Origin of the sequence: Bradyrhizobium sp. CB1717 (assembly GCF_029714325.1) — a bacterium.
GTDB lineage: Bacteria > Pseudomonadota > Alphaproteobacteria > Rhizobiales > Xanthobacteraceae > Bradyrhizobium.
Map to the genome: position 1 here is coordinate 5365047 of NZ_CP121666.1, position 23148 is coordinate 5388194.

20 protein-coding genes are annotated in these 23148 nt (G+C 64.5%); 11 read left to right on the top strand and 9 right to left on the bottom strand.

The genetic code is table 11. The features are described 5' to 3' along the window. Nucleotides 1–9: 9 nt before the first annotated feature. Nucleotides 10–690, top strand: coding sequence for a leucyl/phenylalanyl-tRNA--protein transferase (aat, locus tag QA649_RS25520; RefSeq protein ID WP_283019613.1), 681 nt, complete (start codon nt 10–12; stop codon nt 688–690). A gap of 10 nt (nt 691–700) precedes the next feature. Here the strand turns inward: aat and QA649_RS25525 are convergent, their stop codons facing one another. Further along, nucleotides 701–1738 carry a DUF2155 domain-containing protein gene (locus tag QA649_RS25525; protein WP_283019614.1) on the bottom strand — a complete coding sequence of 346 codons (1038 nt, stop codon included), beginning with the start codon at nt 1736–1738 and terminating at the stop codon, nt 701–703. Between the two features lie 220 nt (nt 1739–1958). On the opposite strand from QA649_RS25525, the gene QA649_RS25530 reads away from it, so the two are divergent. Further along, nucleotides 1959–2906 carry an alpha/beta hydrolase gene (locus tag QA649_RS25530; RefSeq protein WP_283019615.1) on the top strand — a complete coding sequence of 316 codons (948 nt, stop codon included), beginning with the start codon at nt 1959–1961 and terminating at the stop codon, nt 2904–2906. 32 nt (nt 2907–2938) lie between these two features. Beyond that, the gene (locus QA649_RS25535) at nt 2939–3946 is read left to right on the top strand and encodes a Na+-dependent transporter (protein WP_283019616.1); all 1008 of its coding nucleotides are present in this window, start codon (nt 2939–2941) and stop codon (nt 3944–3946) included. Between the two features lie 7 nt (nt 3947–3953). On the opposite strand, the gene QA649_RS25540 is transcribed toward QA649_RS25535, so the two are convergent. From QA649_RS25540 to QA649_RS25550, 3 genes are read right to left on the bottom strand one after another with little or no spacing between them, the layout of a single operon-like run. After that, nucleotides 3954–4400 (bottom strand): hypothetical protein, encoded by a 447-nt coding sequence (locus tag QA649_RS25540; protein WP_283019617.1) that lies wholly within the window; start codon nt 4398–4400, stop codon nt 3954–3956. Next, nucleotides 4355–4759: a methyltransferase domain-containing protein gene (locus QA649_RS25545; protein ID WP_283019618.1), complete on the bottom strand. Its 405-nt coding sequence runs from the start codon at nt 4757–4759 to the stop codon at nt 4355–4357. Before QA649_RS25545 ends, QA649_RS25540 begins: the two co-directional genes overlap by 46 nt. A gap of 23 nt (nt 4760–4782) precedes the next feature. Beyond that, a complete protein-coding gene (locus QA649_RS25550) occupies nt 4783–5721 on the bottom strand; it encodes a GlxA family transcriptional regulator (RefSeq protein ID WP_283019619.1) in 939 nt (312 codons plus the stop codon). Nucleotides 5722–5825: 104 nt separating this feature from the next. Here QA649_RS25550 and QA649_RS25555 point away from each other — a divergent pair, with 104 nt between their 5' ends. Then, on the top strand, nt 5826–6512 hold the full coding sequence (locus QA649_RS25555; protein ID WP_283019620.1) for a DJ-1/PfpI family protein: 687 nt from the start codon (nt 5826–5828) through the stop codon (nt 6510–6512). An 82-nt stretch (nt 6513–6594) separates the two neighbouring features. After that, a complete protein-coding gene (locus tag QA649_RS25560) occupies nt 6595–7314 on the top strand; it encodes a DUF899 family protein (RefSeq protein ID WP_283019621.1) in 720 nt (239 codons plus the stop codon). A gap of 355 nt (nt 7315–7669) precedes the next feature. Here QA649_RS25560 and QA649_RS25565 read toward each other — a convergent pair whose 3' ends face one another. Next, nucleotides 7670–8077: an NADH:ubiquinone oxidoreductase subunit NDUFA12 gene (locus tag QA649_RS25565; protein WP_026312721.1), complete on the bottom strand. Its 408-nt coding sequence runs from the start codon at nt 8075–8077 to the stop codon at nt 7670–7672. Nucleotides 8078–8317: 240 nt separating this feature from the next. Here QA649_RS25565 and QA649_RS25570 point away from each other — a divergent pair, with 240 nt between their 5' ends. From QA649_RS25570 to QA649_RS25580, 3 genes are all read left to right on the top strand, one after another. Continuing rightward, on the top strand, nt 8318–8998 hold the full coding sequence (locus QA649_RS25570) for a BA14K family protein (RefSeq protein ID WP_283019622.1): 681 nt from the start codon (nt 8318–8320) through the stop codon (nt 8996–8998). A gap of 246 nt (nt 8999–9244) precedes the next feature. Next, nucleotides 9245–9655, top strand: a complete 411-nt coding sequence (locus QA649_RS25575; RefSeq protein ID WP_018647517.1) for a response regulator — start codon at nt 9245–9247, stop codon at nt 9653–9655. After that, nucleotides 9652–11910, top strand: coding sequence for a CHASE3 domain-containing protein (locus tag QA649_RS25580; RefSeq protein ID WP_283019623.1), 2259 nt, complete (start codon nt 9652–9654; stop codon nt 11908–11910). The genes QA649_RS25575 and QA649_RS25580 overlap by 4 nt, the downstream gene beginning before the upstream one ends. 164 nt (nt 11911–12074) lie before the next feature. Here the strand turns inward: QA649_RS25580 and QA649_RS25585 are convergent, their stop codons facing one another. Beyond that, the gene (locus tag QA649_RS25585; protein ID WP_283019624.1) at nt 12075–13082 is read right to left on the bottom strand and encodes a methyltransferase; all 1008 of its coding nucleotides are present in this window, start codon (nt 13080–13082) and stop codon (nt 12075–12077) included. A 521-nt stretch (nt 13083–13603) separates the two neighbouring features. Between QA649_RS25585 and QA649_RS25590 the strand changes: the two genes are divergently transcribed. Together QA649_RS25590 and QA649_RS25595 are read left to right on the top strand one after the other, a co-directional pair. Then, nucleotides 13604–14575: an ABC transporter substrate-binding protein gene (locus tag QA649_RS25590; protein WP_283019625.1), complete on the top strand. Its 972-nt coding sequence runs from the start codon at nt 13604–13606 to the stop codon at nt 14573–14575. Nucleotides 14576–14583: 8 nt separating this feature from the next. Then, nucleotides 14584–16383, top strand: coding sequence for an adenylate/guanylate cyclase domain-containing protein (locus QA649_RS25595; RefSeq protein WP_283019626.1), 1800 nt, complete (start codon nt 14584–14586; stop codon nt 16381–16383). Nucleotides 16384–16402: 19 nt separating this feature from the next. Here the strand turns inward: QA649_RS25595 and QA649_RS25600 are convergent, their stop codons facing one another. Next, a complete protein-coding gene (locus QA649_RS25600) occupies nt 16403–17299 on the bottom strand; it encodes a DMT family transporter (RefSeq protein ID WP_283019627.1) in 897 nt (298 codons plus the stop codon). Between the two features lie 765 nt (nt 17300–18064). On the opposite strand from QA649_RS25600, the gene QA649_RS25605 reads away from it, so the two are divergent. After that, on the top strand, nt 18065–21835 hold the full coding sequence (locus QA649_RS25605) for a vitamin B12-dependent ribonucleotide reductase (protein WP_283019628.1): 3771 nt from the start codon (nt 18065–18067) through the stop codon (nt 21833–21835). A gap of 339 nt (nt 21836–22174) precedes the next feature. Here the strand turns inward: QA649_RS25605 and QA649_RS25610 are convergent, their stop codons facing one another. Further along, the gene (locus tag QA649_RS25610) at nt 22175–22861 is read right to left on the bottom strand and encodes a nucleotidyl transferase AbiEii/AbiGii toxin family protein (RefSeq protein ID WP_283019629.1); all 687 of its coding nucleotides are present in this window, start codon (nt 22859–22861) and stop codon (nt 22175–22177) included. Beyond that, on the bottom strand, nt 22785–23117 hold the full coding sequence (locus tag QA649_RS25615; RefSeq protein ID WP_283019630.1) for a hypothetical protein: 333 nt from the start codon (nt 23115–23117) through the stop codon (nt 22785–22787). The genes QA649_RS25610 and QA649_RS25615 overlap by 77 nt, the downstream gene beginning before the upstream one ends. Between the last annotated feature and the right edge of the window lie 31 nt (nt 23118–23148).

Consider the following 23148-nt stretch of genomic DNA (forward strand, 5'->3'; position numbering starts at 1 on the left):
TCGCAAGCCATGACTTCGCGCGATTCCGCCTCGTCTGAGATCACGCCGGCCGTGCTGCTGCGCGCCTATGCCTGCGGCATCTTTCCGATGGCCGAAAGCGCCGACGATCCGACGCTGTTCTGGGTCGAGCCGGAGCTGCGCGGCGTCATCCCGCTCGAGGGATTTCGCGTGGCCTCGCGGCTCGCGCGCACCGTGCGCTCGGAGGCGTTCCGCGTCACCGTCAACACCGCCTTCAAGGCCACGATCGCCGGCTGCGCCGCGCCGCAGTCCGGGCGCGAGGACACCTGGATCAACAAGCGCATCCGCGATCTCTATGGCGGCCTGTTCGAGCTCGGCCATTGCCACAGCGTCGAGGCATGGCAGGGCGACGAGCTCGTCGGCGGGCTCTACGGCGTGAGCCTGGGACGCGCCTTCTTCGGCGAGAGCATGTTTCACACAGCGCGCGATGCCTCGAAGGTCGCGCTGGTGCATCTGGTGGCGCGGCTGATCCATGGCGGCTTCGAGCTGCTCGACACGCAGTACGTCACCGAGCATCTGAAGAGTTTTGGTGCGGTCGAGATTTCGCGGCGGCGCTACACTGCGCTGCTCGACAAGGCGCTCGCTGGAGATGCCGGCGACTTCCTGAGGCTCTCGTCCGGCGACGCGATCCCGGGCGCACGCGCGCTCGAGATCATCGCCTCAAGGCAATAGACAAACGAGGCTAGCGGCCGAAGCCGGGCAAGCCGAACAGACCCCGCTGCTCCTGCGGCTGCGGAGGTGGCGGCGCTGGCTGCGCTTGCGGCGGAGGCGGCAACGGCTGCGGCGGACGCTGCTGCACCGCCTGCTTCGGCGCGGCCTTCTTCTGCGCGGGAGGCGGCGGCGGAGGCGCGGGCTTGTTCGCAGGATCCGGCGCGGCGGTCGCTATCGTCTGCTGCGGCTCTTTGCAGTCGGTCAGCCAGATGTCGTAGATCGGATGCTCGACGCCATGCAGGCCTGGGCTTGCCGCATACATCCAGCCCGAGAAGATCCGCTTCACCTCACCCTGCAAGGTGATCTCGTCGACCTCGACGAACGCGTCGGTGTTGGCGGCTTCCGTCGCCGGCCGCGTGTAGCAGGCGTCGGTCTTCACCCGCAGCGCGCCGAACTGGACGGTCTCGCCGATCTCCTCGTCGAAATTGATGATGCGCCCGGTGATCTTGTCGAGGCCGGAGAAAGTCGCCTTCTTGTTGACGATCTTCTGGGCCGGCGGCTCGGTCACGACCTCGTCGCCCGGCTGCAGGCTCGCCGGCGTCTGCGGCACGGCACCGCCCGGCCCGCCCTTCTGTTGCGGCTGGCGCTGACCGGGCGCACCCGGAGCGCCTTGCGGACTGGGCGGAGCGATCGCGGCGGAGGGCGGCTGATTTGGCGGCGCGACGGTCGAGCCCGGCGGCGGCGCCAGAGGCTGGGTCTCCACCGGTCCCGGCATGACGTTCCCCTGCCGGCCCGGCGGCGGTGCCATCGGGCGCGAGGGCAGCACGCGGCCCTGCGGCGGCAGCTCGGGGACCTCCTCGTCGTCGTCAGGGATCTGCGGCTGCGGCTGGCCGCGCGGAATCGCACCCGGCGGCCTCGGCGGCGGATCGGAGAAGATGGTGCCGATCTGGGCCTGCGCAGGCGTCGCAACCGTCAGCGCGGTGGCGGCCAAAAGCGCCGCAAGGCCTGTCAGGGAAAAGGTTTTGAACATCTCGCGCGGCTTCAACAGCGAATCGGGCTCGTTGGACATTCTACAGGGGATACCGCCGCTCGCAGGCCCTCCGGTTAACACGCCGAATACGGCGGGGGAAGGGCGGCATCCCTGCCCTTCCCGGCGCTGTCTGGCCAGACCGGCGCCCGGATGGGATAGTCGGATACCCCCTCCCGGGGCCCAAGGCGGGCATGAGGCGGGCATTCGCCGCCCGGAAACGACGTTCAACCATAACCAGAAACCTCGGAGGTCGCCCCCGATGCCCGTTGTGCTCGATCCCGATGCCGCCGCAGTCTACAGGGCCTTCCAGGAGGCCGGTCGCCCCGCCTACGAGACCCTGACCGCGCCGGAGGCCCGCGCCTATTACCTGCAGGCGCGCTTTGCCACCAACCCGGAGCCGCCGGAACTCGGCCGCGTCACCTCTCTCGCGATCCCGGCGCCGCACGGGGAGATTCCCGCCCGCCTCTACATTCCGAACGAGCCGCGCCGGCGCGAGGGCCTGTCGCCCGCGCTGGTATTCTTCCACGGCGGCGGCTGGGTGATCGGCGATCTCGACTCCCACGACGTGGTCTGCCGCCAGCTTGCGGATTCAGGCGCGCTGATCGTGATCTCGGTCGACTACCGCCTCGCGCCCGAGCACAAGTTTCCAGCCGCCGCCGATGACGCGATTGCCGCAACGAGATGGATTGCCGCCCATGCGCGCGAGCTTGGCATCGACGCCTCCCGCCTCTCGATCGGCGGCGACAGCGCCGGCGGCAATCTCGCCGCGGTCGTTGCGCTCGCCGCCCGCGACGCGGGCGGCCCCGCGATCGCCGGCCAGCTGCTGATCTATCCGGCGACCGATTTCGCCATGACGCACGGCTCGCACCGCGAGCCCGAGACCAGCGTGCTGCTGACCCATTCGGTGATCCGCTGGTTCCGCGATCACTATCTCAACGGCGCCACCGACATCCACGACTGGCGGGCCTCGCCGGCGCGCGCGCAAGACCTCGCGGGCCTGCCGCCGGCCTATGTGCTGACCGCCGGCGCCGATCCCCTGCGCGACGAAGGCGATGAATATGCCGCGCGCCTGAAGCAGGCCGGCGTGCCCGTCGCGTACAAGCACTATCCCGGCCAGTTCCACGGCTTCTTCACCATGGGCAAGCTCTTGCAGCAGGCCAATGTCGCCGTGAGCGAGATCGGCGCGTGGTTGAAGGGATTGGGATGACAGTCCCGTCGCACTCCGCACCAACGACGCAGATGCCTTCCCTCCTCAAAACCCTCCTCGCCCTCCCCCTTCGCGCCCTGACCTGGCTCGGCGACCAGGGCACGCGCGCCGTGGCGGCCATCGCGTTCATCGCGGTCGCGGTGCCGCCGCTCGGCGCGCTGCTGCGCCCCTACGTGACCGAGGCGATCCTCTGCCTGCTCTGCATCTCCTTCATGCGGGTCGATCTCGTGGCGCTGTACGGCCATCTCCGCCGGCCTGCCTTGATCGCCGGCGCGACGGCCTGGACCACGATCGCCGTGCCGCTGATCGTCGGACTGCTCGCCCATGGCAGCGGGCTCGACAGAAGCTCGCCCGGCCTCTTCCTCGCGCTGATGCTCCAGGCCATGGCCTCGCCGATGATGGCAGCGCCCGCGCTCGCAGCGCTGATCGGCCTCGATGCGACGCTCCCCCTGGTCACGCTGGTCACCGCGACCGCGCTCGTGCCCTTCACCGCCTCATTGTTCGCGAGCCTGTTTCTCGGCGGCATGCTCAGCATCTCGCCGCTCACGCTCGGCCTGAAGCTGCTCGGCATCCTCGCGGCATCGCTGATTGGCGCGACGGCAATCCGCTGGATTGTCGGCGCCGCTGCGATCCGCCGCCACAAGCGGCCGATCGACGGTTTCAACATCCTCATCCTGCTGGTCTTCGCCTCCGCCGTGATGGGCGACGTGGCGCATGACTTCGTCGCCGATCCCGTGTTCACGATCGGCGTCGCGCTGCTCGCCTTCGCGGTTTATTTCACCCTGCTCGCCGTGACGACGCTGATCTTCCGCCGCGCCGGCACCGAGCGTGCGTTTGCGATCGGCCTGATGGTGTCACAGCGCAATCTCGGCCTGATGCTGGCGGCGACCGCGGGCGCGCTGCCGCCGACGACCTGGCTCTATTTCGCGCTGACGCAGTTTCCGATCCATCTTGCGCCCTATCTGCTGACGCCGATCGCGCGGCGCCTGACAGCGCGCAGCGGCGGCGCAGGCGCGGCGACAGCAGACAGGGCGAGCTAGGCCGCTCTCATGCCGGCGCTCCGGCAGGTTTCGACGCCTTGAAGATATAGCGATTGGTGCTGAAGAAATATTGTCCCGCCCCGTCGAGGCGCTCGAACTCGCTGTGCCATGCAGCGAGATCATCGACGGAGACGTCGTTCGTGCGGCCGACGAAATCCCGGATTCCCTGCGCCAGTCCCTTGCTGTAGCTCTCGTCATCGTACCGCAAATTGAGAATCGGAAAGACGGACGCGCCGTCCAGACGAAATCCGGCATTGATCAGTCTTAAGGCCATCGACCTGGGCAGACGCGGATGGGCGCAATGCGCCTCCCATGATTTCATCACGGCCGCCATGCGTTCCCGGTTGTCGGAATGCCAGACCACGGCGTCCCAATCCGTTGCGACAAAAATCGTTCGGCCGCCCGGTTTCAGGACGCGACATGTTTCGATGAGGACGCGGTCGACATCGGGCACGTACTCGGCGACCTGAGTGCACACGACGGCTCGAACGATGCGTCGGGCTGGCCCAAGTCGGTCGCGTTGCCGAGGGCATATGAAATCCACTCCGACGCCTTCTGCCGATTGCAGACGGCGATCAGATCGGTCGACACATCGATGCCTACGACGGATCCATGAGGCCCGACGAGTTCAGCCATGCTTTCGCAGAGATAGCCGGGACCGCATCCGATATCGAGAACACGCTCGCCGGCAGACAGATCGAGCTGCCGGATGGTCTCCGCGCGCTGGGCCTTCACATCGCCCGTGAGATAGATCCGCTGGAGCCGCTTCGCGTTCTCATTGCTGTACTCCATTCCGCTCATCGTCGCCTCCATGGTCGCACGGCAAGTGAGACGTCCTACCCCGTCCGCGCCGCGCGCCGCAGCGCCTGCGGCGGCTGGCCGAAGGCACGGATGAAGGCGCGGCGCATGCGCTCGGGGTCGCGGAAGCCGGTCGTTTCCGCAACGAGCTCGATCGCCTCGCGCGAGGACTGCACGCGATCGCGCGCAACCTCGAGCCGGAGCCGCTCGACCGCCTTGGAGGGCGTGGTGCCGGTCTCGGCAGCGAAGGCGCGGGCAAAATGCCGCGCGCTCATCCCGGCGCGATCGGCGAGCTCCTCCACGGTCAGCGGCGCGTCGAGATTTTCGCGCGCCCAGGACAGCAGCGCGCCGAAGCGGCCGTTCGGCGCCTTCAACTCCAGCAGCGAGGAGAACTGCGACTGGCCGCCGCTGCGGCGGTGGTACAGCACGAGCTGCCGCGCCGTCGCCTGCGCGATCTCCTCGCCGTGGTCCTCGGTGACCATCGCCAGCGCGAGGTCAATTCCCGCGCTGATGCCCGCCGACGTCCACACGTGACCGTCGCGGGTAAAAATCTGGTCCGGCTCGAACTTCACCCTCGGATAGCGCGCGACGAACTCGCGCGTCCGGCCCCAATGCGTCGTGGCGCGGCGGCCGTCGAGCAGGCCGGCTTCGGCGAGCACAAAGGCGCCCGAACAGACGCTGGCGACCCGCACCCGGCGCTTGGCCAGCCGTTGCACGAAGGCCAGCGTGACCTCGCAGCGCGCGGCCTCCGCAACGCCGGCGCCGCCCGCGATGACGAGCGTCGTGATGGCATTCGCCGACTTGATATCTCGCGCCATCATCTCGACACCCGACGAGCTGCGTACGAGCCCCGCCTTCGCCGCCAGCACCCGCAGCGCAAGCGGCTTGCCGGACGCACGCGCCGCGATCTCGAATACCGAGATCGGACCTGCCGCGTCGAGCAGCTGGAAGTCCGGGAAGATCAGGATGCCAATCATGGGCCGCTCCGAATGAAATGTCCGAAATAGAGGGAATTACGCCATTTTGGACAGAAGGGCATCATGCCAGTTTGCGCCCGTCAAGCTCTTCATTGGAGGTTCTCATGTCGGCGCCACTCCAGATTGGACTTTTGGTGTTCCCGCGCGTCACCCAGCTCGACTTCACCGGCCCGTTGCAGGTGTTCTCCGCCGTGCCCGGCGCCCAGCTGCACTTGATCTGGAAGCGGATCGAGCCGGTGCCGAGCGATTCCGCGCTCATCGTGACGCCGACCACGACATTCGCCGACTGCCCGCAACTCGACGTGATCTGCGTGCCCGGCGGCCGCGGCACTGACGACCTGCTCAATGACGAGGAGGTGCTCGACTTCCTGCGCCGGCAGGCCGGGAGCGCCAAATACGTCACCTCGGTCTGCACGGGTTCGCTGGCGCTCGGCGCCGCCGGCCTGTTGAAGGGTTACCGCGCCGCCACCCATTGGAGCGCGATGGAGATGCTCAGCCAGTTCGGCGCGACGCCGACTAAGACGCGCGTCTGCGTCGATCGCAATCGCGTGACGGGCGGCGGCGTCACCGCGGGAATCGATTTCGCGCTGACGCTGGTGTCGATCCTGGTCAACCGCACCGCGGCGGAGGCGATCCAGCTCGGGATCGAATACAATCCGGCGCCGCCGTTCAATTCCGGCTCGCCCGATACCGCGCCCGACGAGGTCCTTGCTCGCGTCAAGGAGCGCATCGCGCCTTTGCAGGCCTACCGCCTCGATGCCGTCGAACGCGCGGCGGCGCGAGTGATGTAGGCATTCCACCTTCGGTGGTGGAACTGAGGTTTTGGGGGACGAGTTAAGCCCGCACGAAACTCACGGCATCCGGAGCGCAATCATGGAGCATCTCCACTACCCCAACGAAAGCACCGAGTATCGTGCCGCGCGAAATGCGTTGCTGGACGAGGAGATTGCCCTCCGGGCTCAGATTGAGGCCGTTTCCGCCAGGCGTCGCGCGCTGCCGCTCGGCGGCGAGGTGCCCCGGGATTACGTCTTCGAGCGCATCGGCAAAACGAGCATGCCGGAACAGGTCAGGATGTCGGAGCTGTTCGGCCCGCATGACACGCTGATCCTGTACAGCTTCATGTATGGGCCGGAGCGCGAGCTGCCCTGCCCCGGCTGCACCCATTTGCTTGACGGGCTCGACGGCGCCGCACGGCATATCGGCGAGCGTGCAGCGCTTCACATCGTTGCGAAATCGCCGATCGCGCGTCTCGCCGCCTGGGCTCACGAACGCGGTTGGGAACATCTGTCGCTGCTGTCCACCGCCGGCAACAGCTTTGATGCGGACTACTTCGGCGATACCTCGAAATTCCCCAAGGGTATGCGTGCGCAGCACCACGTTCCCGACGGGCAGAACTGGGACGAGACGATCTTCAACGTCTTCAGGAAAGCGAATGGCAAGATCAGGCACTTCTGGGGCTCGGAGATGAGCTTCGCGCCGCCCGCGCCGAAGCAGCATCATCGCGCCGGTGATCTGGTCGATCCGCTCTGGGGCCTGCTCGACATGACGCCTGAAGGCCGCGGCGACTTCTTCCCGAAGGTGCGCTACGACTGAGGCGCACAAACCGGCTGACGAAGTGGCGTCAAAGAAAAAGGCCGCTCGGTTTCCCAAGCGGCCTTTCCTGTCTCACGGCGGCTGCACATTCACATCGGGCGATTTCGGAGCTTCCTGACCGGGGGCCTATCTCCCGATCGAGTCCTTGTCGGCGGCCGCTGCATTTCGGGACAGTCGCGAGCTGTTGCCCGAACCGAACGCGATGGTCTCCCATCTCCGTAAGATGGGATCATTGAGCCGCATCGCCCGTATCAGTGCAACGCCCGCGCAAGCAACATCCCCGCTGTTCCCGTTGTCCACAGCGGCGTAGCGGGATGCAGGTGCATCCAGTCGAACGATGGAAGACGCGGGTGGTCTAGCCGGGCGTCCAGGGCTGGTAGTCGCCGGTCGCCTTGGGACGCTTGCCGCTGGCGAGCGTCGAGCCGGAGGGCCGGTAGGCCTTGGCCGTGCCGGTGAGATTCGGCTGGTGCGGCTTTTCCCACTCGCGGGGCTGGTAGTTGATCTCGGTCGGCGGGGTGTCGACGACGTGATGAATCCAGCCATGCCAGGCCGGCGGGATGCGGCTCGCCTCGGCATAGCCATTATAGATCACCCAGCGCCGCTCGAAGCCGAGGGTCGGATCGATCTCCCCGCCGCGGGTGCGATAATAGAGGTTGCCCTGCTCGTCCTGGCCGACCAGCTCCCCGTACCGCTTGGTCCAGAGCTGGGTGCCAAACGTCTGGCCACTCCACCAGGTGAAGAACTTGAGAAAGAATTGTTTCATGCGGCAAGGCCCTGCTTCGTCGGGTCCTGATGCCATCCGGAGGGCGAAATGTCCAGTTCGCCGGGTGCGGCCACGCCCCGCCACAAATGCGCGCCCTGGACCGGCTTCCGCCGCAAATCGGACGCGATCCGTTCATGCCGGGTACAGCGGTCCGGTGAGACGCTTCCTCACACGCAAACCGGCGTGATCCAGGAACCACCGCCCTGTCGTGGGGTTGGCTTCCGGGAAAGGAGTTTGATCATGAAAAGTCTGAAAGTCTTGAGCGCGGCAGCCACCTTGGCGCTGGTTCTTCCGCTGGCGACGCCGAGCTTCGCACAGGGCCATGGTGGTCGCGGCGGTGGTGGCGGTGGCGGGGGTGCTCACTTTGGCGGCGGCGGCGGCGCGAGGATTGGCGGCGGCGGCGCGGCCTTCCACGGCGGCGGCGGCAATTTCGGGGCCGGCGCGGCGATGCGCCCGAGCGGTGGCAACTTCGCGGCCGGCGCAGCGGTGCGTCCGAGCGGCGGCAGTTTCGCGGCCGGCACGGCGGTACGTCCGAGCAGCGGTTTCGTAGGCGGCATGGCGAGCCGTCCCACCGTAGCGCCGTCCTTCAGCGGGCCGCGCAGCGTCGCAACCGCGGGCAATTGGCAAGGCGGCAGCGGCAATTGGAGCGGTCGTCGCTGGCACCATCGTGGTGGCGGATTCTGGCCCGGCTTCGCGGCCGGTGCCGCGATCGGCGGCCTCGGCTCGTATGCCTATTACGGCGGCGGGTACTACGACGACCCCTACTACTATGGCGACAGTTACTATGACGAGCCGTCAGTGGCGGTGGTGCCCGACGGTGGCGGCGATTCCGCGGCCTACTGCGCGCAGCGTTACAGATCGTATGATCCGGCCTCCGGCACATATCTCGGCTATGACGGTCAGCGTCATCCCTGCCCGTAAGCGGACCGAACACGTTTGAAGGAAGAGGCGTCGCAGCAATGCGGCGCCTTTTTCGCGAGTGTCATACCCGTCACCTGTTTCGCGTGTATCGGACTCAGCGGGTCAACGTTGCGTACAAGTTGATGCATCGGGACCCCTATTCACCGCACCGTGCATATCTACCCTGATCCAATCCAAAATTGACCCGACCCACGATTCGCGGATATCACCATTGCCTGTGGGGACTTCGATCTACTGGGAAGTGTCATGCCGCGTATCCTCGTGGTAGATGACGATCCGATGGTCGGTGCGACCATCGAGGTCCTCCTCCAACGTCAGGGCTTCGACGTCACGCTGGCTGACGGCGGCGAAACGGGATTGGCTGCGCTGGAAGCGCAGGCCTACGACGTGATGCTGGTCGATATCTTCATGCCGCACATGCGCGGCTTCGAATCCATCCGCATCTTTCACGAGCGCGCGCCGGCGATTCCGCTGATCGCGATGTCCGGCTATGCCTTCGCCTCGTCCGCCTCGCCCTCTCCCGATTTCCTGCGCATGGCGCTGGAGCTCGGCGCGAGCCGCTGCCTGCGCAAGCCGTTCACGCCGGAAGCGCTGCTGACCAGCATCCGGGAATGTCTCGCCGGCGAGAGCGCAAAGGACAAGAAAGAAGCCCCTTGATTCCAACGCAGCGCGTCATTCTCGGTGCTGGACTTGCAATCCTCCTGATCATCACCGCAGCCTCGATCGCCCTCGACGTGAAGTCGCGGTCCGAGGCCGCGTGGGTCAATCACACCGTCCAGGTGCAGAAGAAGATCTCCGATCTGCGCGTGCTGCTGCGCCGCGCCGAGAGCGCCGCGCGCGGCTACGAGCTCTATCGCAACCCGGGCTTCAAGGACGAGTTCGAGGCGGTCCACGCCCAGATCGCGCCGGCTCTCGCCGATCTCAAGCGCGGCGTGCGCGACAATCCCGATCAGGTCGCGCTGCTGGAGGGCACCGAGCCGCTGGCGTTGCGCCGGGTCGAGATCGCCGCCGAGGCGATGCGCCTGCGCGCCATGAACGACCAGGCCGGCATTACCGCGCTCAACAGCAAGGCCGAAGGCCGCGGCCTGATGGACACGGTGATGGCCAATCTCGACCATTTGAGCGCAGATGAGGAGCGCCTGCTCGCCGCGCGCTCCCAGGATTCGCGCCGCACCGGCATCGTGCTGCTCGGCATCGACGTCGCCGGCGCGCTGGTGATCCTGCTGCTGGTCGTGATGGTGATGCGCGAGAGCCAGCGCACCCAGTTCGCGCTCAAGAGCACGCTATTGGAGACCACGGCCGCCAAGGAGCAGCTCGAGGCCGCGGTCGCGGAGCGCACCGAGCATCTGGTCGTCGCGCATGACGAGCTGCGGTTGTCGGTCAACGTGCTCCAGAGCACCTTTCGCAGCATGGCGGAGGCTGTGCTGGTCATCGACGCCGAGGGCAACGTCCTTCTGTCCAATCCGGCCGCCGAGCGCATGCTGCTGCATCGCACCGGCATGAACCTCGGCAATCTGCGGGCGTTGTCCGACGTCTTTCACGGCGACGGCGTCACGCCGATGAAGGCAAAGGAGCTGCCTTCGGCGCGCGTGCTGAGCGGCGAGGAGTTCGAAGATCTGGAGATGATCGTCCGCCCGCACAGCGGCAATCAGATCCGCCATCTCATGATCAGCGGCCGGCCGATGCTGGACGGGCAAGGCGACATCTCGGGCGCGGTGCTGGTCTATCACGACGCGACCACTTCGCGCGAGACCGAGCGGCAACTGCACCAGTCGCAGAAGCTGGATGCCATCGGCAAGCTGACCGGCGGTGTCGCGCACGACTTCAACAACATGCTGACCGTCATCTCCGGCAACACGGAGACGCTGGTCGCGAGCCTGAAGCAGCAGCCGGAGCTGCAGCGCGTGGCGCGCCTGATCGACGATGCCGCCGAGCGTTGCGCCGAGCTGATCCAGCACCTGCTCGCGTTTGCGCGCCGGCAGCCGCTGCAGCCGCGCAACGTCGAGATCAACGCCGCGATTGCCGACATCGCCAAACTGCTGCGCCCCACGCTCGGCGAGCAGATCCAGATCGAGACGGTGCTGGAACAGGGGCCGATGACGGCGCATATCGATCCGTCCCGGCTCACCAATGCCGTGCTCAACATGGCGATCAACGCCCGCGACGCCATGCCGAACGGCGGCAAGCTGCTGCTGGAGACCCACCGCGTCGTTCTCGACGAGGCCTATGCGCAGGCCAATGCGGAGGTTCGGCCCGGCCCCTATGTGATGCTCGCGGTCAGCGACACCGGCACCGGCATGTCGGCCGATACCCAGCAGATGGCATTCGAGCCGTTCTTCACCACCAAGGAGGTCGGCAAGGGATCTGGCCTCGGCCTCTCCATGGTCTATGGCTTCGTCAAGCAGTCCGGCGGCCACATCAAGATCTACAGCGAGGAAGGCCACGGCACCACGATCAAGCTCTATCTGCCGCCGGGTGAAGGCGCGCCGGACGCGGCCGCGAATGTCGCGCCGCAGGCCGAAGGCGGTGCCGAGACCATTTTCGTGGTCGAGGACGATTCGCTGGTGCGCAACTTCGTCACCGCGCAGCTCCAGAGCCTCGGCTACAAGACCATCGCCGCGCCCGACAGCCGGGCGGCGCTGGAATTGATCGAGGCCGGCCAGGCCTTCGATCTCTTGTTCACCGACGTCGTCATCCCCGGCGGCATCAGCGGGCGCGAGCTCGCCGAGAAGGTGGCCAAGCTCCGCCCCGGGCTGAAGGTGCTCTACACCTCCGGCTACACCGACAACGCCATCGTCCACCACGGCAAGCTGGATGACGGCGTGCTGCTGCTGACAAAGCCTTATCGCCGCAACCAGCTCGCCGAGATGATCCGGAAGGCGCTGAATGGCGGCGGGATGGCGGCGAGCTAGGGCGCGTGTACTCATAATCCGCGATGTCCGCTTATCCCCCAACAGCGGCGCAGTAGCGGACATAACAGGAGGTCCGAGAAGGGCCATAACCAGACCTCAGGTTGTGAAAGCGCATCTGATGCAGACCCCTGCGGCCGCGAAGAAAGCACCCGCACTGGTTCAGTCTAAGTGGGAACTGCCTCGATGACCTGGAAGTGCGAGCCTGCGCGAGCTGTGCCGCGCATTTCAAATCCGGCCGTTCGACATAGCGCGGAATACTCGTCGTAGCTCCGTTCAAGCGCCCCGAGCATGACGAGCATATTGAGGTCACTGAATTTCGAGATCGGCCCCTCGTTCGGCGGCTCCACCACACGTTCAATGAGGAGTAATCTGGCATCAGCCGTCATAGCGCGACGGCAGGTCTTCAGGATAGAAATCGCTTCCTTATCGTCCCAATCGTGGATAATCGCCCGCATTACATAGGCGTCAGCCCCCTCCGGGATGGTTTCAAAGAAACTGCCTCCGACGATTTCGCATCTGTCGGCGACACCATGTTGGTTCAGAACTTCGGTAGCCTTGCCAACCATGTGCGGCTGATCGAACAGCGTTCCGCGCAGGCCCTTGTTTGCGGCGAGAACTCCCGCCAGCAGTTGGCCTTCACCACCCCCGATATCCGCGACGTGACGAAAGCTGCTGAAATCGTAGGCGGCGATAATAGCTTCGATCGCGCCGCGGGAATTGGCCGTCATGGCTCGGTTGAAGATCGCGTTCTCATCTGGTCGGGTGCTTCGATACTCCCATACGCTCTGACCATTGAGATGCCGAAAGGCACTCTCGCCGGTGCGGACGCTGTGTTCAAGATGGCCCCAGGCCTGCCAGGCATAAGGTCGGCCGACATATGCGGCCCAGCCGTCGAGTGGAGTCGGCGAGTCGGAACGAAGACACGCGCCCATCGGGCTGAGCGAGAACGTTTTGTTCTCGGCCTCATGGAAAACACCGACTGAAGCCAGCGCCCGCAAGATGCGATAAAGTGTCCTCGGGTGCGATCCGCTGAGCTGAGCAAGTTCGTTGCTGCTTAGGGGCCCGCGACTAAGGTGGTCGGCTATGCGAAGCCGGGCCGCCACGTGAATGGCCTGCGAAATCTGATAACCGTTAATCAGCCGTGTAAGGTCCGACAAAGCATTGGTGGCCATGGTCTCACCTCCTGCTGCTGCCCGCACACAGTAACGATGCATCGAGTACGAGACTTCCCGCAAACGGATGATATCTCAGAAATTGCGGTGCGCCTCCGCTCGTCCCTCAGGAGCGGACATCGCCTTTATGAATACAGGCCCGAGCGCGTGAACTGCCGAAGGCGCGCTGCAGTCACACTACATAAGAGGTCGAGGCACTGGCTCAGGATGTGAGTTCCGGTTGTCCTCTTGAGACCCGTAGCTCGCCCGGATTCCGCGCCGGAGGTGTTGCGACACCGCGCTATGCAACGAGTAAGGCCGTTTTGATCTCGATCGGGCCGGCCTCAAGCAAAAATCAAGCGCATCTCAAGGACAAATCGTCTCACCAGACCAGTCTCTGAACATGCTCTCGGCGACAAATGTTGGAGCCGGTCTCGCCACAGTCCGCTTGCGGAGCGCGATGCCGAGCGCAGTCACCAGATGCACAGCTGGGATCTTGGTCTGCGGCCGGAATTGACGGCGCAGCTTCGACAGGTGCTCGCATGAAAAGACGAGAGTTCATCTTGTTGATTGGTGGAGGACTGGCCTGGCCTGCGATCGCACGGGCGCAGGGCGGAGCCAAGCTGCATCGTATCTTCTGGGTCTCGACTCAGTCCGAACCGGATCCCTTCCTGGACGGCTTTCGCGAGGGAATGCGCGCGCTGGGATACGTCGAGGGCAAGACCGTAACCTTCGAGACGCATTATGCCCCCGGAGATCCGCAGGCACTGCGCAAGATCGTCTCCGAGTTGCAGCGAGGGGATATCGACCTTGTGGTCTCGAGCGGTCCGGCGACACGCGTGATGACTGCGGTCACCGACATCCCCGTGCTGTTTGCATTGAGCGGTGACCCCGTCGCTTTGGGTGTGGTGAAGAGCCTTGCTCACCCCGGCACCAATTTCACCGGCAGCACATTCCTGTCGCTCGAGCTGGCAGGAAAGCGCGTCGAGCTGCTCAAGGACATTTATCCAAAGCTGCGAAAACTGGCGGTCTTCTCGAACACGGATCATCCGGGAGAGCCACTGGAATGGCGAGCGACTTTGGAGTCGTGCCGGAATCTCGGCATTGAGGCAGCCTACGTTCCGTTCTGTGGCGCTCGCGAAATCGAGAATGGGTTGATGGCTGCCGGCAAAGTGGACGCGGATGCTCTCCTCGTGTTTCCCGATGCTGTGACGCTGGTGCATCGTGCGAAGATTGCGGAGTTTGCAATCGCGCACCGGCTGCCTTCGATGTTTGGCTGGTCCGAATATTGTGACGCTGGAGGTCTCCTAAGTTACGGCGCAAACCAGCGCACGACCTATTTTCGGCTTGCCACTTACGCCGATCGCATCCTGCGCGGTGAAAATCCGTCAGATCTTCCGGTGATGCGCCCGGAGAAGTTTGAACTGGCAGTCAATCTGAACACAGCCAGGCTTCTGGGTATCGACCTGGATGTGTCGTCGATCCTGTTTCGCGCCAGCAAGGTGATCTCCTGAGAGTAGTTATGACGGACGGTGCTGCGCAGTCCTCTTCGGGTACGATGCCCCCGCGTCGCTCGCTGTTCTGCAAGTACTTCGCGACGTTGTTTGTCGCTGCGGTCGTGCCTCTGATACTCGGCGCGGCCGTCGAGGCTTCTTTCGGTTACCGAGACCAGCGCCGCCAGATCAGCGCGGTGCTGCAGGCCGATGCTCGCGCGGCGTCCGACAGGATCGAGGCGTTCACCGACGGCATCCGAGATCAGCTGGGTTGGATGGTGCAGCTTCCCTGGTCTGCCGGAGACGATGCGCAACATAAGATCGATGCCTTGCGCCTCCTCCAGCAGGTGCCTGCAATCGTTTCGGTTTCGCTTCTGGATGAGACCGGCACCGAACGGGTCTTTGTTTCCAGGCTGCATCTGAACAGGACCGGGCGCGGCATTGATATGTCTACGGATCCCGCTGTCCTGGGCGCACGCGCCAACAAGGTTTGGTACGGACCGGTTCAGTACCAGAGGGATTCAGAGCCCTACATGAGGATCGCGGTTGCCGGGAGCCTGCCGGCCGCGGGGGTTGCGATCGCCGAGGTCAATCTGAAGCTGATCTGGGATGTCATCGCAGCCATTAGAATTGGCGAGACCGGCTACGCCATTGTTGTCGATGACTCCGGTCATCTGATCGCACATCCCGATATCAGTCTGGTTCTGCGCGGCCGCGCCAGCTCGGGCAGTTTCGGCCGGATCAAGCATCTCGCCGGCGCGGCGAGCGGAGCGGCGGTGATAACCGGGGACCGAGGCAACCCGGTGGTGGCACTATCCGTTCAGGCCGCCGATGTGGGATGGACGGTGATCGCGATGCAGCCGGCCTCGGAAGCCTTTGCATCAATTCGCGCGGCGTTGTGGCGCTCGTCAATTCTCATTGCGTTTGGTGTTCTCATCGCGCTGGCGCTCGCCTATTGGCGCGCGCACAGAATGTCCGGCCCGATCAAGCAACTGGAAGAGGGCGTGGAGCGGATCAGAACCGGACAATTCGAGCATCGCATCAAAATCTTCAGCGGCGACGAGTTGCAGCAACTGGCGTTGCGCTTCAATGAAATGGCTTCTGAACTGGCGATCTCGCAGCAGAAATCTGCGCGGATCGAACGGCTGAAGCAGTTCCTGCCATCACAGGTCGCCGAATTGGTCGAGCACTCTCATGAACTGCTCGAAGGGCAGCGACGTGAAGTGGCTGTCATTTTTGGCGACTTACGCGGCTTCACGGCGTTCTCCACGCGCAATGAACCCGATGTCATCATGGCCGTCATGCGAGAGTACTACGAGGCCGTCGGCGTCGTGACGACTCGTCACGAGGCAACGCTCATCGGCTTTGATGGCGACGGAGTCATGCTCCTGGTCAATGCCCCGGTCGCATGCGAACAGCCGGCAACTCAAGCGGTCCGACTCGCGATCGACCTGCAAATGACGGTGCAGTCCCTTGCCGGCAAATGGTGCGACGCCGGCCACGCGATCGGCTTTGGTGTGGGCGTTGCCATGGGACCGGCAACGGTGGGAACGGTTGGTTATAACGGTCGGCTGGACTACACGGCGATGGGAGCCGTGGTGAATTTGGCGTCGCGGCTCTGCAATCTCGCGAAGGACGCGCAGATCCTGGCTGATCCCACCATCGCTGGAAGGGTAAGGGATAGCGTTCCGTTGGCATCGCTCGGACAGCGGACCATCAAAGGCTACGACCAGGCCCTCGAAGTCTTTGCTGTCGCACCTGCTGACCTGCCGTTGAAACCGCCGGGCTCGGGACAGCGCCGGCGAGAGAAAGAACCTCAGGACCACTGATACCCCGGCGTCCGGACGGCTAGCGCGTCGCCAGCACCACGGCAGCCAGCGTGAAGACCAGCCCCGCGATCTGCCCTGCCCCGAGCGGCTCGCCGAGCGCAAGCGCGGAGGCGACGACGCCGATCACCGGCACCGCCATGGTGCCGATCGCGGCGACGGAAGCCGGCAGGCGCGACAGCGCCGCGAACCAGCTGACATAGGCGATGCAGAACTGCACCACGGTGGAATAGACCAGCAGCCACCAGCCGACCGGCGTCACCTTGTCCAGATGCGTGGTCTCGACCAGGAGGCCGATGACCGAGATCGGCAGGCAGCCGATCCCGATCTGCCAGGCCGCGGCCGTGATCGGCGGCAGATGGATCGGGTACTTCTTCGAGAACACCGTGCCGATGGCGAAGCCCAGCGCGCCGCCCAGCGCCATGATGATTCCCGGCGCCTTCTCCGCGCTGGTGGCAATGCCGTTGCCGCCCATGATCGAGGCGAGGCCCGCAAAGGCCATCACCAGCCCGAGGGTGCGCAGCACGGTCGGCCGCTCCCCCAGCACCGGCCAGGCGATGATCGAGGCCCAGACCGGCATGGTGTAGGCGATCAGCGCTGCCTCGCTCGCCGGCAGCCAGAGCAGCGCCAGCCCCATCAGCACCATCCAGCCGGTGACGTTGAGCATGGCGGCGATGAGGAGGCGCGGCCAGATCCCCGGCTCCACTTTCAGGCTCTGCCGGCGGATGAGCGCGAGCGCCGCCAGCAGCACGGCCCCGAGCACGCCCGTGACCCCGCGCAGGGTGAGCGGCGGCAGCTCGGCGAGCAGGAATTTCGTCACCGGCCAATTGAAACCCCAGCCGATCGAGGTGATCGCGAGGAACATCAGGCCGGCCGGGGCGATGCGCGGCCGCGCATCCCGGCGAGTCGAATCATGCATGTGGGCAGTCCGGCAAAATCGGGGTCAGCTTGGCCCGGATTCGGGAGCTGGACCACCACCTCGGCGGGCATGCCTGCCCTCACCCTCCGTAGGGCTACGTGAGTCCTGCTGACGCAATCCCGATCCCGAAAAATATACCTGCCCTGTGAACAGCGGGATGAAGGTCCGGATCATCACGGGTTGGAAATTTTTTCGGTTGGGAATCCCTGAGGACTCACTGATACTTGGCTCAACAACAGGCGCGGGCTTGCCCCCTGTTATCCCCCGCAATCCACCATATTTAGTATTTGATTCAGGAACTCGCACTAGTTCTTGACGGGCGCAACGGAGAGTCCTAGCTTTCGGTCCGTTCGGCGCGAGTGAGTTTGCGTCCCGCCGGCACTCCCCCAAAGGGTCTCGCAAATCACCACTCCGCCGGCCAGCCAAAGGCAGCGGAAAGAGGGCTTGTCTGCCCAGTGAAAGCGGACTCCTGGGGCGCCAGAACGGGCCGGCAAAAGGCTCGAATGGCATCGGTTGAAGAAGTGACGTTGTGGGGCGTTGAACGCATGTCGCGCGCATCCCGTTGGGGCGGATGGGCGTGGACATGCCGGCGGATGATCGATGCACGCATCGAGGAATCGCGTCGGGAGAAACTGGGCCGGATCCACCGGCTGAACTGCGGTACCTGAAGGTCAGACGGCCGGGAGGAATCGCGAAGCGAAATGACGACCCGGCACGCCCCCAACGAGGGGCGGGACCGGTCAAAGAAAAGGACGGGGCAAGACCATGCGGATTGAGCGGCGCCACACCACGGTAGGACAGTCACCTTACGCGGGAATCGAATTCCGCCAGACCACGTCGGAGATCCGCAATCCCGACGGCTCGGTCGTGTTCAAGCTTGATGACGTCGAGGTGCCGACCGAATGGTCGCAGGTGGCCTCCGACGTTCTCGCCCAGAAGTATTTTCGCAAGGCCGGCGTCGCCGCGCGCCTGAAGAAGGTCGAGGAGGAATCCGTCCCCTCCTTCCTGTGGCGCTCCGTGCCCGACACCGAGGCGCTTAGCCAGCTGCCTGAGAAAGAGCGCTTCGTCAGCGAGCTCTCGGCAAAACAGGTGTTCGACCGCCTCGCCGGCTGCTGGACCTATTGGGGCTGGAAGGGCAAGTATTTCTCCTCCGACGAGGACGCCCAGGCCTTCTACGACGAGCTCCGCTACATGCTCGCCATGCAGATGGTCGCGCCGAACTCGCCGCAATGGTTCAACACCGGCCTGCACTGGGCCTATGGCATCGACGGCCCCGGCCAGGGCCATTATTACGTCGACCCCTTCACCGGCAAGCTGACCAAGTCCAAGTCGGCCTACGAGCACCCGCAGCCGCACGCCTGCTTCATCCAGGGCGTCGGTGACGACCTCGTCAACGAGGGCGGCATCATGGACCTCTGGGTCCGCGAGGCCCGCCTGTTCAAATACGGCTCCGGCACCGGCTCGAACTTCTCCCGCCTGCGCGGCGAAGGCGAAAAGTTGTCGGGTGGCGGCCGCTCGTCCGGCCTGATGAGCTTCCTCAAGATCGGCGACCGCGCTGCCGGCGCGATCAAGTCGGGCGGCACCACCCGCCGCGCCGCCAAGATGGTCGTCGTCGACGTCGACCACCCCGATATCGAGACCTATATCGATTGGAAGGTGAAGGAGGAGCAGAAGGTCGCCGCCCTTGTCACGGGGTCCAAGATTAACCAGAAGCACCTCAAGCTGGTGCTGAAGGCCTGCGTCAACTGCGAAGGCTCGGGCGACGATTGCTTCGACCCCGAGAAGAACCCAGCGCTCCGCCGCGAAATCAAGCTCGCGCGCCGCTCACTTGTGCCTGACAATTACATCAAGCGCGTCATCCAGTTTGCGAAGCAGGGCTACAAGGACATCCAGTTCGACACCTACGACACCGACTGGGATAGCGAAGCCTACCTCACCGTTTCAGGCCAGAACTCCAACAACTCGGTCTCGCTGAAGGACGACTTCCTGCGCGCCGTCGAGACCGACGGCGACTGGAACCTGAACGCCCGCACCTCCAAGAAGGTGACGAAGACGCTGAAGGCGCGCGACCTCTGGGAGAAGATCGGCTACGCCGCCTGGGCGTCGGCCGACCCGGGCCTGCACTTCAACACCACCATGAACGACTGGCACACCTGCAAGGCGTCCGGCGACATCCGCGCGTCCAATCCGTGCTCGGAATACATGTTCCTGGACGACACGGCGTGCAACCTCGCCTCGGCGAACCTGCTGACGTTCTACAACACGACGACAAAACAGTTCGACGTCGCCGGCTACGAGCACCTCTGCCAGCTCTGGACCATCGTGCTCGAAATCTCCGTCATGATGGCGCAGTTCCCGTCCCGCGCGATCGCCGAGCTCTCCTACGAGTTCCGCACGCTCGGCCTCGGCTACGCCAATATCGGCGGCCTCCTGATGACCATGGGTCTGTCCTATGACAGCAAGGAAGGCCGTGCGCTCTGCGGCGCGCTGACCGCGGTCATGACCGGCATCACCTACAAGACCTCGGCCGAGATCGCCGCCGAGCTCGGCACCTTCCCCGGCTACAAGAAGAACGCCGCGCACATGCTGCGCGTCATCCGCAACCACCGCCGCGCCGCGCATGGCGAGGCCTCCGGCTACGAGGCGCTCAGCGTCAACCCGGTGCCGCTCGACCACGCCTCCTGCCCGCAGGCAGACATCGTCACGCGCGCGATGGCGGCCTGGGATGCGGCGCTCGAGCTCGGCGAGCAGCACGGCTATCGCAACGCCCAGACCACGGTGATCGCGCCGACCGGCACGATCGGCCTCGTCATGGACTGCGACACCACCGGCATCGAGCCGGACTTCGCGCTGGTGAAGTTCAAGAAGCTCGCCGGCGGCGGCTACTTCAAGATCATCAACCGTGCGGTGCCCTCCGCGCTGCGCGCGCTCGGCTATCGCGAGAGCGAGATCGCGGAGATCGAAGCCTACGCCGTCGGCCACGGCTCGCTCTCCAACGCGCCCGGCATCAACGCCTCGACGCTGAAGGCTAAAGGCTTCACCGATGAAGCCATCGCCAAGGTGGAAAAGGCCCTGCCGACCGCCTTCGACATCAAGTTCGCCTTCAACAAGTGGACCTTTGGCGAGGATTTCATCCGCGACCAGCTCGGCATCGGTGCCGAGGCGATCGCGGCTCCGGGCTTCGACCTGCTTCAGGCCGTAGGCTTCACCAAGCGCGAGATCGAGGCGGCCAACGTCCACATCTGCGGCGCGATGACTGTCGAAGGGGCCCCGCATCTGAAGGCGGAACATTACCCCGTGTTCGACTGCGCCAACCCCTGCGGCAAAATTGGAAAACGCTATCTGTCGGTCGAGAGCCACATCCGCATGATGGCGGCGGCGCAGCCCTTCATCTCGGGTGCGATCTCCAAGACCATCAACATGCCGAACGACGCCACGGTGGAGGACTGCAAGTCCGCCTACATGCTGTCGTGGAAGCTGGCGCTGAAGGCCAACGCGCTCTATCGCGACGGCTCCAAGCTCAGCCAGCCGCTCAACTCGCAGCTCATCAGCGACGATGAGGACGAGGACGATGCGGTCGACCATCTCTACGAGAAGCCGATGGCGGCACGTGCCGCCCAGGTCTCGGAGAAGATCGTCGAGAAGCTGGTCGAGCGCATCATCGTGATGCGTGAGCGCGAGAAGATGCCGGATCGCCGCAAGGGCTACACCCAGAAGGCGGTCGTCGGCGGCCACAAGGTCTACTTGCGGACCGGCGAATATGACGACGGCCGTCTCGGCGAGATCTTCATCGACATGCACAAGGAAGGCGCAGCGCTTCGCTCCTTCATCAACAATTTTGCGATCGCGGTGTCCCTCGGTCTGCAATACGGCGTGCCGCTCGATGAATATGTCGACGCCTTCACCTTCACCCGCTTCGAGCCGGCGGGTCCCGTGCAGGGCAACGACAGCATCAAGTACGCGACCTCGATCCTCGACTACGTCTTCCGCGAGCTGGCGGTGAGCTACCTCTCTCGCTTCGACCTCGCCCACGTCGATCCCAACGAGACGGGCTTTGACGCGCTCGGCAAGGGCGTCGAGGAAGGCAAGGAGCCGGACGAGGACGGCGGCCACCACGCGACAAAACTGGTCTCGCGCGGCCTCACCCGCTCCCGGACCGACAACCTCGTCGTGATGCGCGGCGGCTCGACCGCGGTCACCCAAGGCAACGACAGCGCTCCATCAGGCGGCAGCAAGGTCACTGCGCTTGCCTCCCACGGCGCAAGTGCCCGTGTCGGCGATGCCATCGAAGGCGCCGTCGCCCTGAAGCAGGAAACCAGCCACGACCTCTCCCCCACGGAGAAGCTCGAGCAGTTGCAGTGGAGCAAGGCCGGCACCGCCCAAACCATCGTCCCCACCAAGGCCGAGCGCCGCGCCGAAGCCAAGGCCAAGGGCTATGAGGGCGAGATGTGCTCGGAGTGCGGCAACTTCACGCTGGTGCGGAATGGGACGTGTATGAAGTGCGATACGTGCGGAAGCACGACGGGGTGTTCGTGACATCGTAGGTTCAGACATCGTAGTTTGACCGTTCTAATGGGCGGAGGGTTCGAACCCTCCGCCCATCGACGTATTTGGTAGACGCTCAATGTCAGCAAAACAGATGCAGCCAGAAGAGCGTTACAGGCGGGTCGGGCGCCTGATCGAGTCGGCTCCCGCATTCACGGGAATTGGTGTCCTATCGGTAGATCAAATGGCTTGGCTCGGCAGAGCCGAAGCCTTGGTTGTTTCCAGGGGCGACTTGAAGTTGAGCACTTGCGAAACCCATCATTCGATGGCGGCAAACGATGGGTTGCGCAACGCTCTATCCATCCTACAAACTAACAGCTTGGCTCGGTCTCATTCCTTAGGGATCAAATCCCGAATCTCCACAAGCGCCTCCAAAGCCATCTCGCAAGCTCTGTCGATAAACTCCTCGCCTAGCGGAGTCGCGTTGATCAGGCTCCTCATCTCCGCTTGATACTGGCCCTTCGCGAGATTCAGCCGGTTCAGCGCGGACGACACGACGTGATGGGTGATGGCTGGAGATTGCGCGATCTCGCCCAGCGCTGAACGATCATGCAATTGGACCGCGGCAAGATCGAAGGCGTCGCGGGCCGTGTAGGTCGATGCGCGATAGACCAGCTTCTTGGTCGCGATTTCCGCGGACCGCTCTGCCGGAATGGAGCGCACGCCAAATCTCAATTCATAGGTCGGATTGGCGGTGTATGACGGGGCATTGAGGAAATCGATCTCACCGACGTCGCGCAGGATGAGTTTCAGGTACTTGCCCGGCCATTGCCAACTATCGCAGAGCGACTTCGTCACCGGGTTCATGTTCGGTGCGAGGTTCTTCAAGTCCGCGCTTGAATCCAGGAAGATATCGACGTCGTAGCTGATCCGGTGCCCCAGGATCTGCGCCAGCGCAGTACCGCCGCCGAACGTCCATGGTCCGGCGCCCCGCTCCAGACTATCGAGGGCGACCAGCGCCTTCTGCAGGAGATCTTCCCACCTCGAAGGAAGCCATCTCCCTGACCCATCTTTCATTCTCGGACTCCGTGACCTGCCAGGTCTCGATTGCCTTCAATAACTCGCCGAACGTCACGATATGATCAACGACGAGATTGTGGATGACTGATACATCGACCTCGTCGAACAACGCCTGCACATACACGCGCCATTTTCGCTCGGAAATGTCTCCCTTGAGACACGCCAGCAGAGTCCCTTCGTCGATGCTGTCAGGCATCGGCGTGTTGATCGTCGTCACGGCTGCAGTCAGGTTCTCCAACGCATCTTTCAGCATCCCCGCAATATGGGGCCATTCGGAGAAAGCC

Bases quoted from the DNA above. Each gene is read 5' to 3' on its own strand.
- QA649_RS25610 (WP_283019629.1), bottom strand. From the start codon at position 22,861: ATGAAAGATGGGTCAGGGAGATGGCTTCCTTCGAGGTGGGAAGATCTC.
- QA649_RS25545 (WP_283019618.1), bottom strand. From the start codon at position 4,759: ATGGAGGCGACGATGAGCGGAATGGAGTACAGCAATGAGAACGCGAAG.
- QA649_RS25575 (WP_018647517.1), top strand. From the start codon at position 9,245: ATGCCGCGTATCCTCGTGGTAGATGACGATCCGATGGTCGGTGCGACC.
- QA649_RS25550 (WP_283019619.1), bottom strand. From the start codon at position 5,721: ATGATTGGCATCCTGATCTTCCCGGACTTCCAGCTGCTCGACGCGGCA.
- QA649_RS25615 (WP_283019630.1), bottom strand. From the start codon at position 23,117: ATGCTGAAAGATGCGTTGGAGAACCTGACTGCAGCCGTGACGACGATC.
- QA649_RS25535 (WP_283019616.1), top strand. From the start codon at position 2,939: ATGCCTTCCCTCCTCAAAACCCTCCTCGCCCTCCCCCTTCGCGCCCTG.
- QA649_RS25585 (WP_283019624.1), bottom strand. From the start codon at position 13,082: ATGGCCACCAATGCTTTGTCGGACCTTACACGGCTGATTAACGGTTAT.
- QA649_RS25560 (WP_283019621.1), top strand. From the start codon at position 6,595: ATGGAGCATCTCCACTACCCCAACGAAAGCACCGAGTATCGTGCCGCG.
- QA649_RS25525 (WP_283019614.1), bottom strand. From the start codon at position 1,738: ATGTCCAACGAGCCCGATTCGCTGTTGAAGCCGCGCGAGATGTTCAAA.
- QA649_RS25595 (WP_283019626.1), top strand. From the start codon at position 14,584: ATGACGGACGGTGCTGCGCAGTCCTCTTCGGGTACGATGCCCCCGCGT.
- QA649_RS25555 (WP_283019620.1), top strand. From the start codon at position 5,826: ATGTCGGCGCCACTCCAGATTGGACTTTTGGTGTTCCCGCGCGTCACC.
- QA649_RS25530 (WP_283019615.1), top strand. From the start codon at position 1,959: ATGCCCGTTGTGCTCGATCCCGATGCCGCCGCAGTCTACAGGGCCTTC.
- QA649_RS25565 (WP_026312721.1), bottom strand. From the start codon at position 8,077: ATGAAACAATTCTTTCTCAAGTTCTTCACCTGGTGGAGTGGCCAGACG.
- aat (WP_283019613.1), top strand. From the start codon at position 10: ATGACTTCGCGCGATTCCGCCTCGTCTGAGATCACGCCGGCCGTGCTG.
- QA649_RS25600 (WP_283019627.1), bottom strand. From the start codon at position 17,299: ATGCATGATTCGACTCGCCGGGATGCGCGGCCGCGCATCGCCCCGGCC.
- QA649_RS25590 (WP_283019625.1), top strand. From the start codon at position 13,604: ATGAAAAGACGAGAGTTCATCTTGTTGATTGGTGGAGGACTGGCCTGG.
- QA649_RS25605 (WP_283019628.1), top strand. From the start codon at position 18,065: ATGCGGATTGAGCGGCGCCACACCACGGTAGGACAGTCACCTTACGCG.
- QA649_RS25570 (WP_283019622.1), top strand. From the start codon at position 8,318: ATGAAAAGTCTGAAAGTCTTGAGCGCGGCAGCCACCTTGGCGCTGGTT.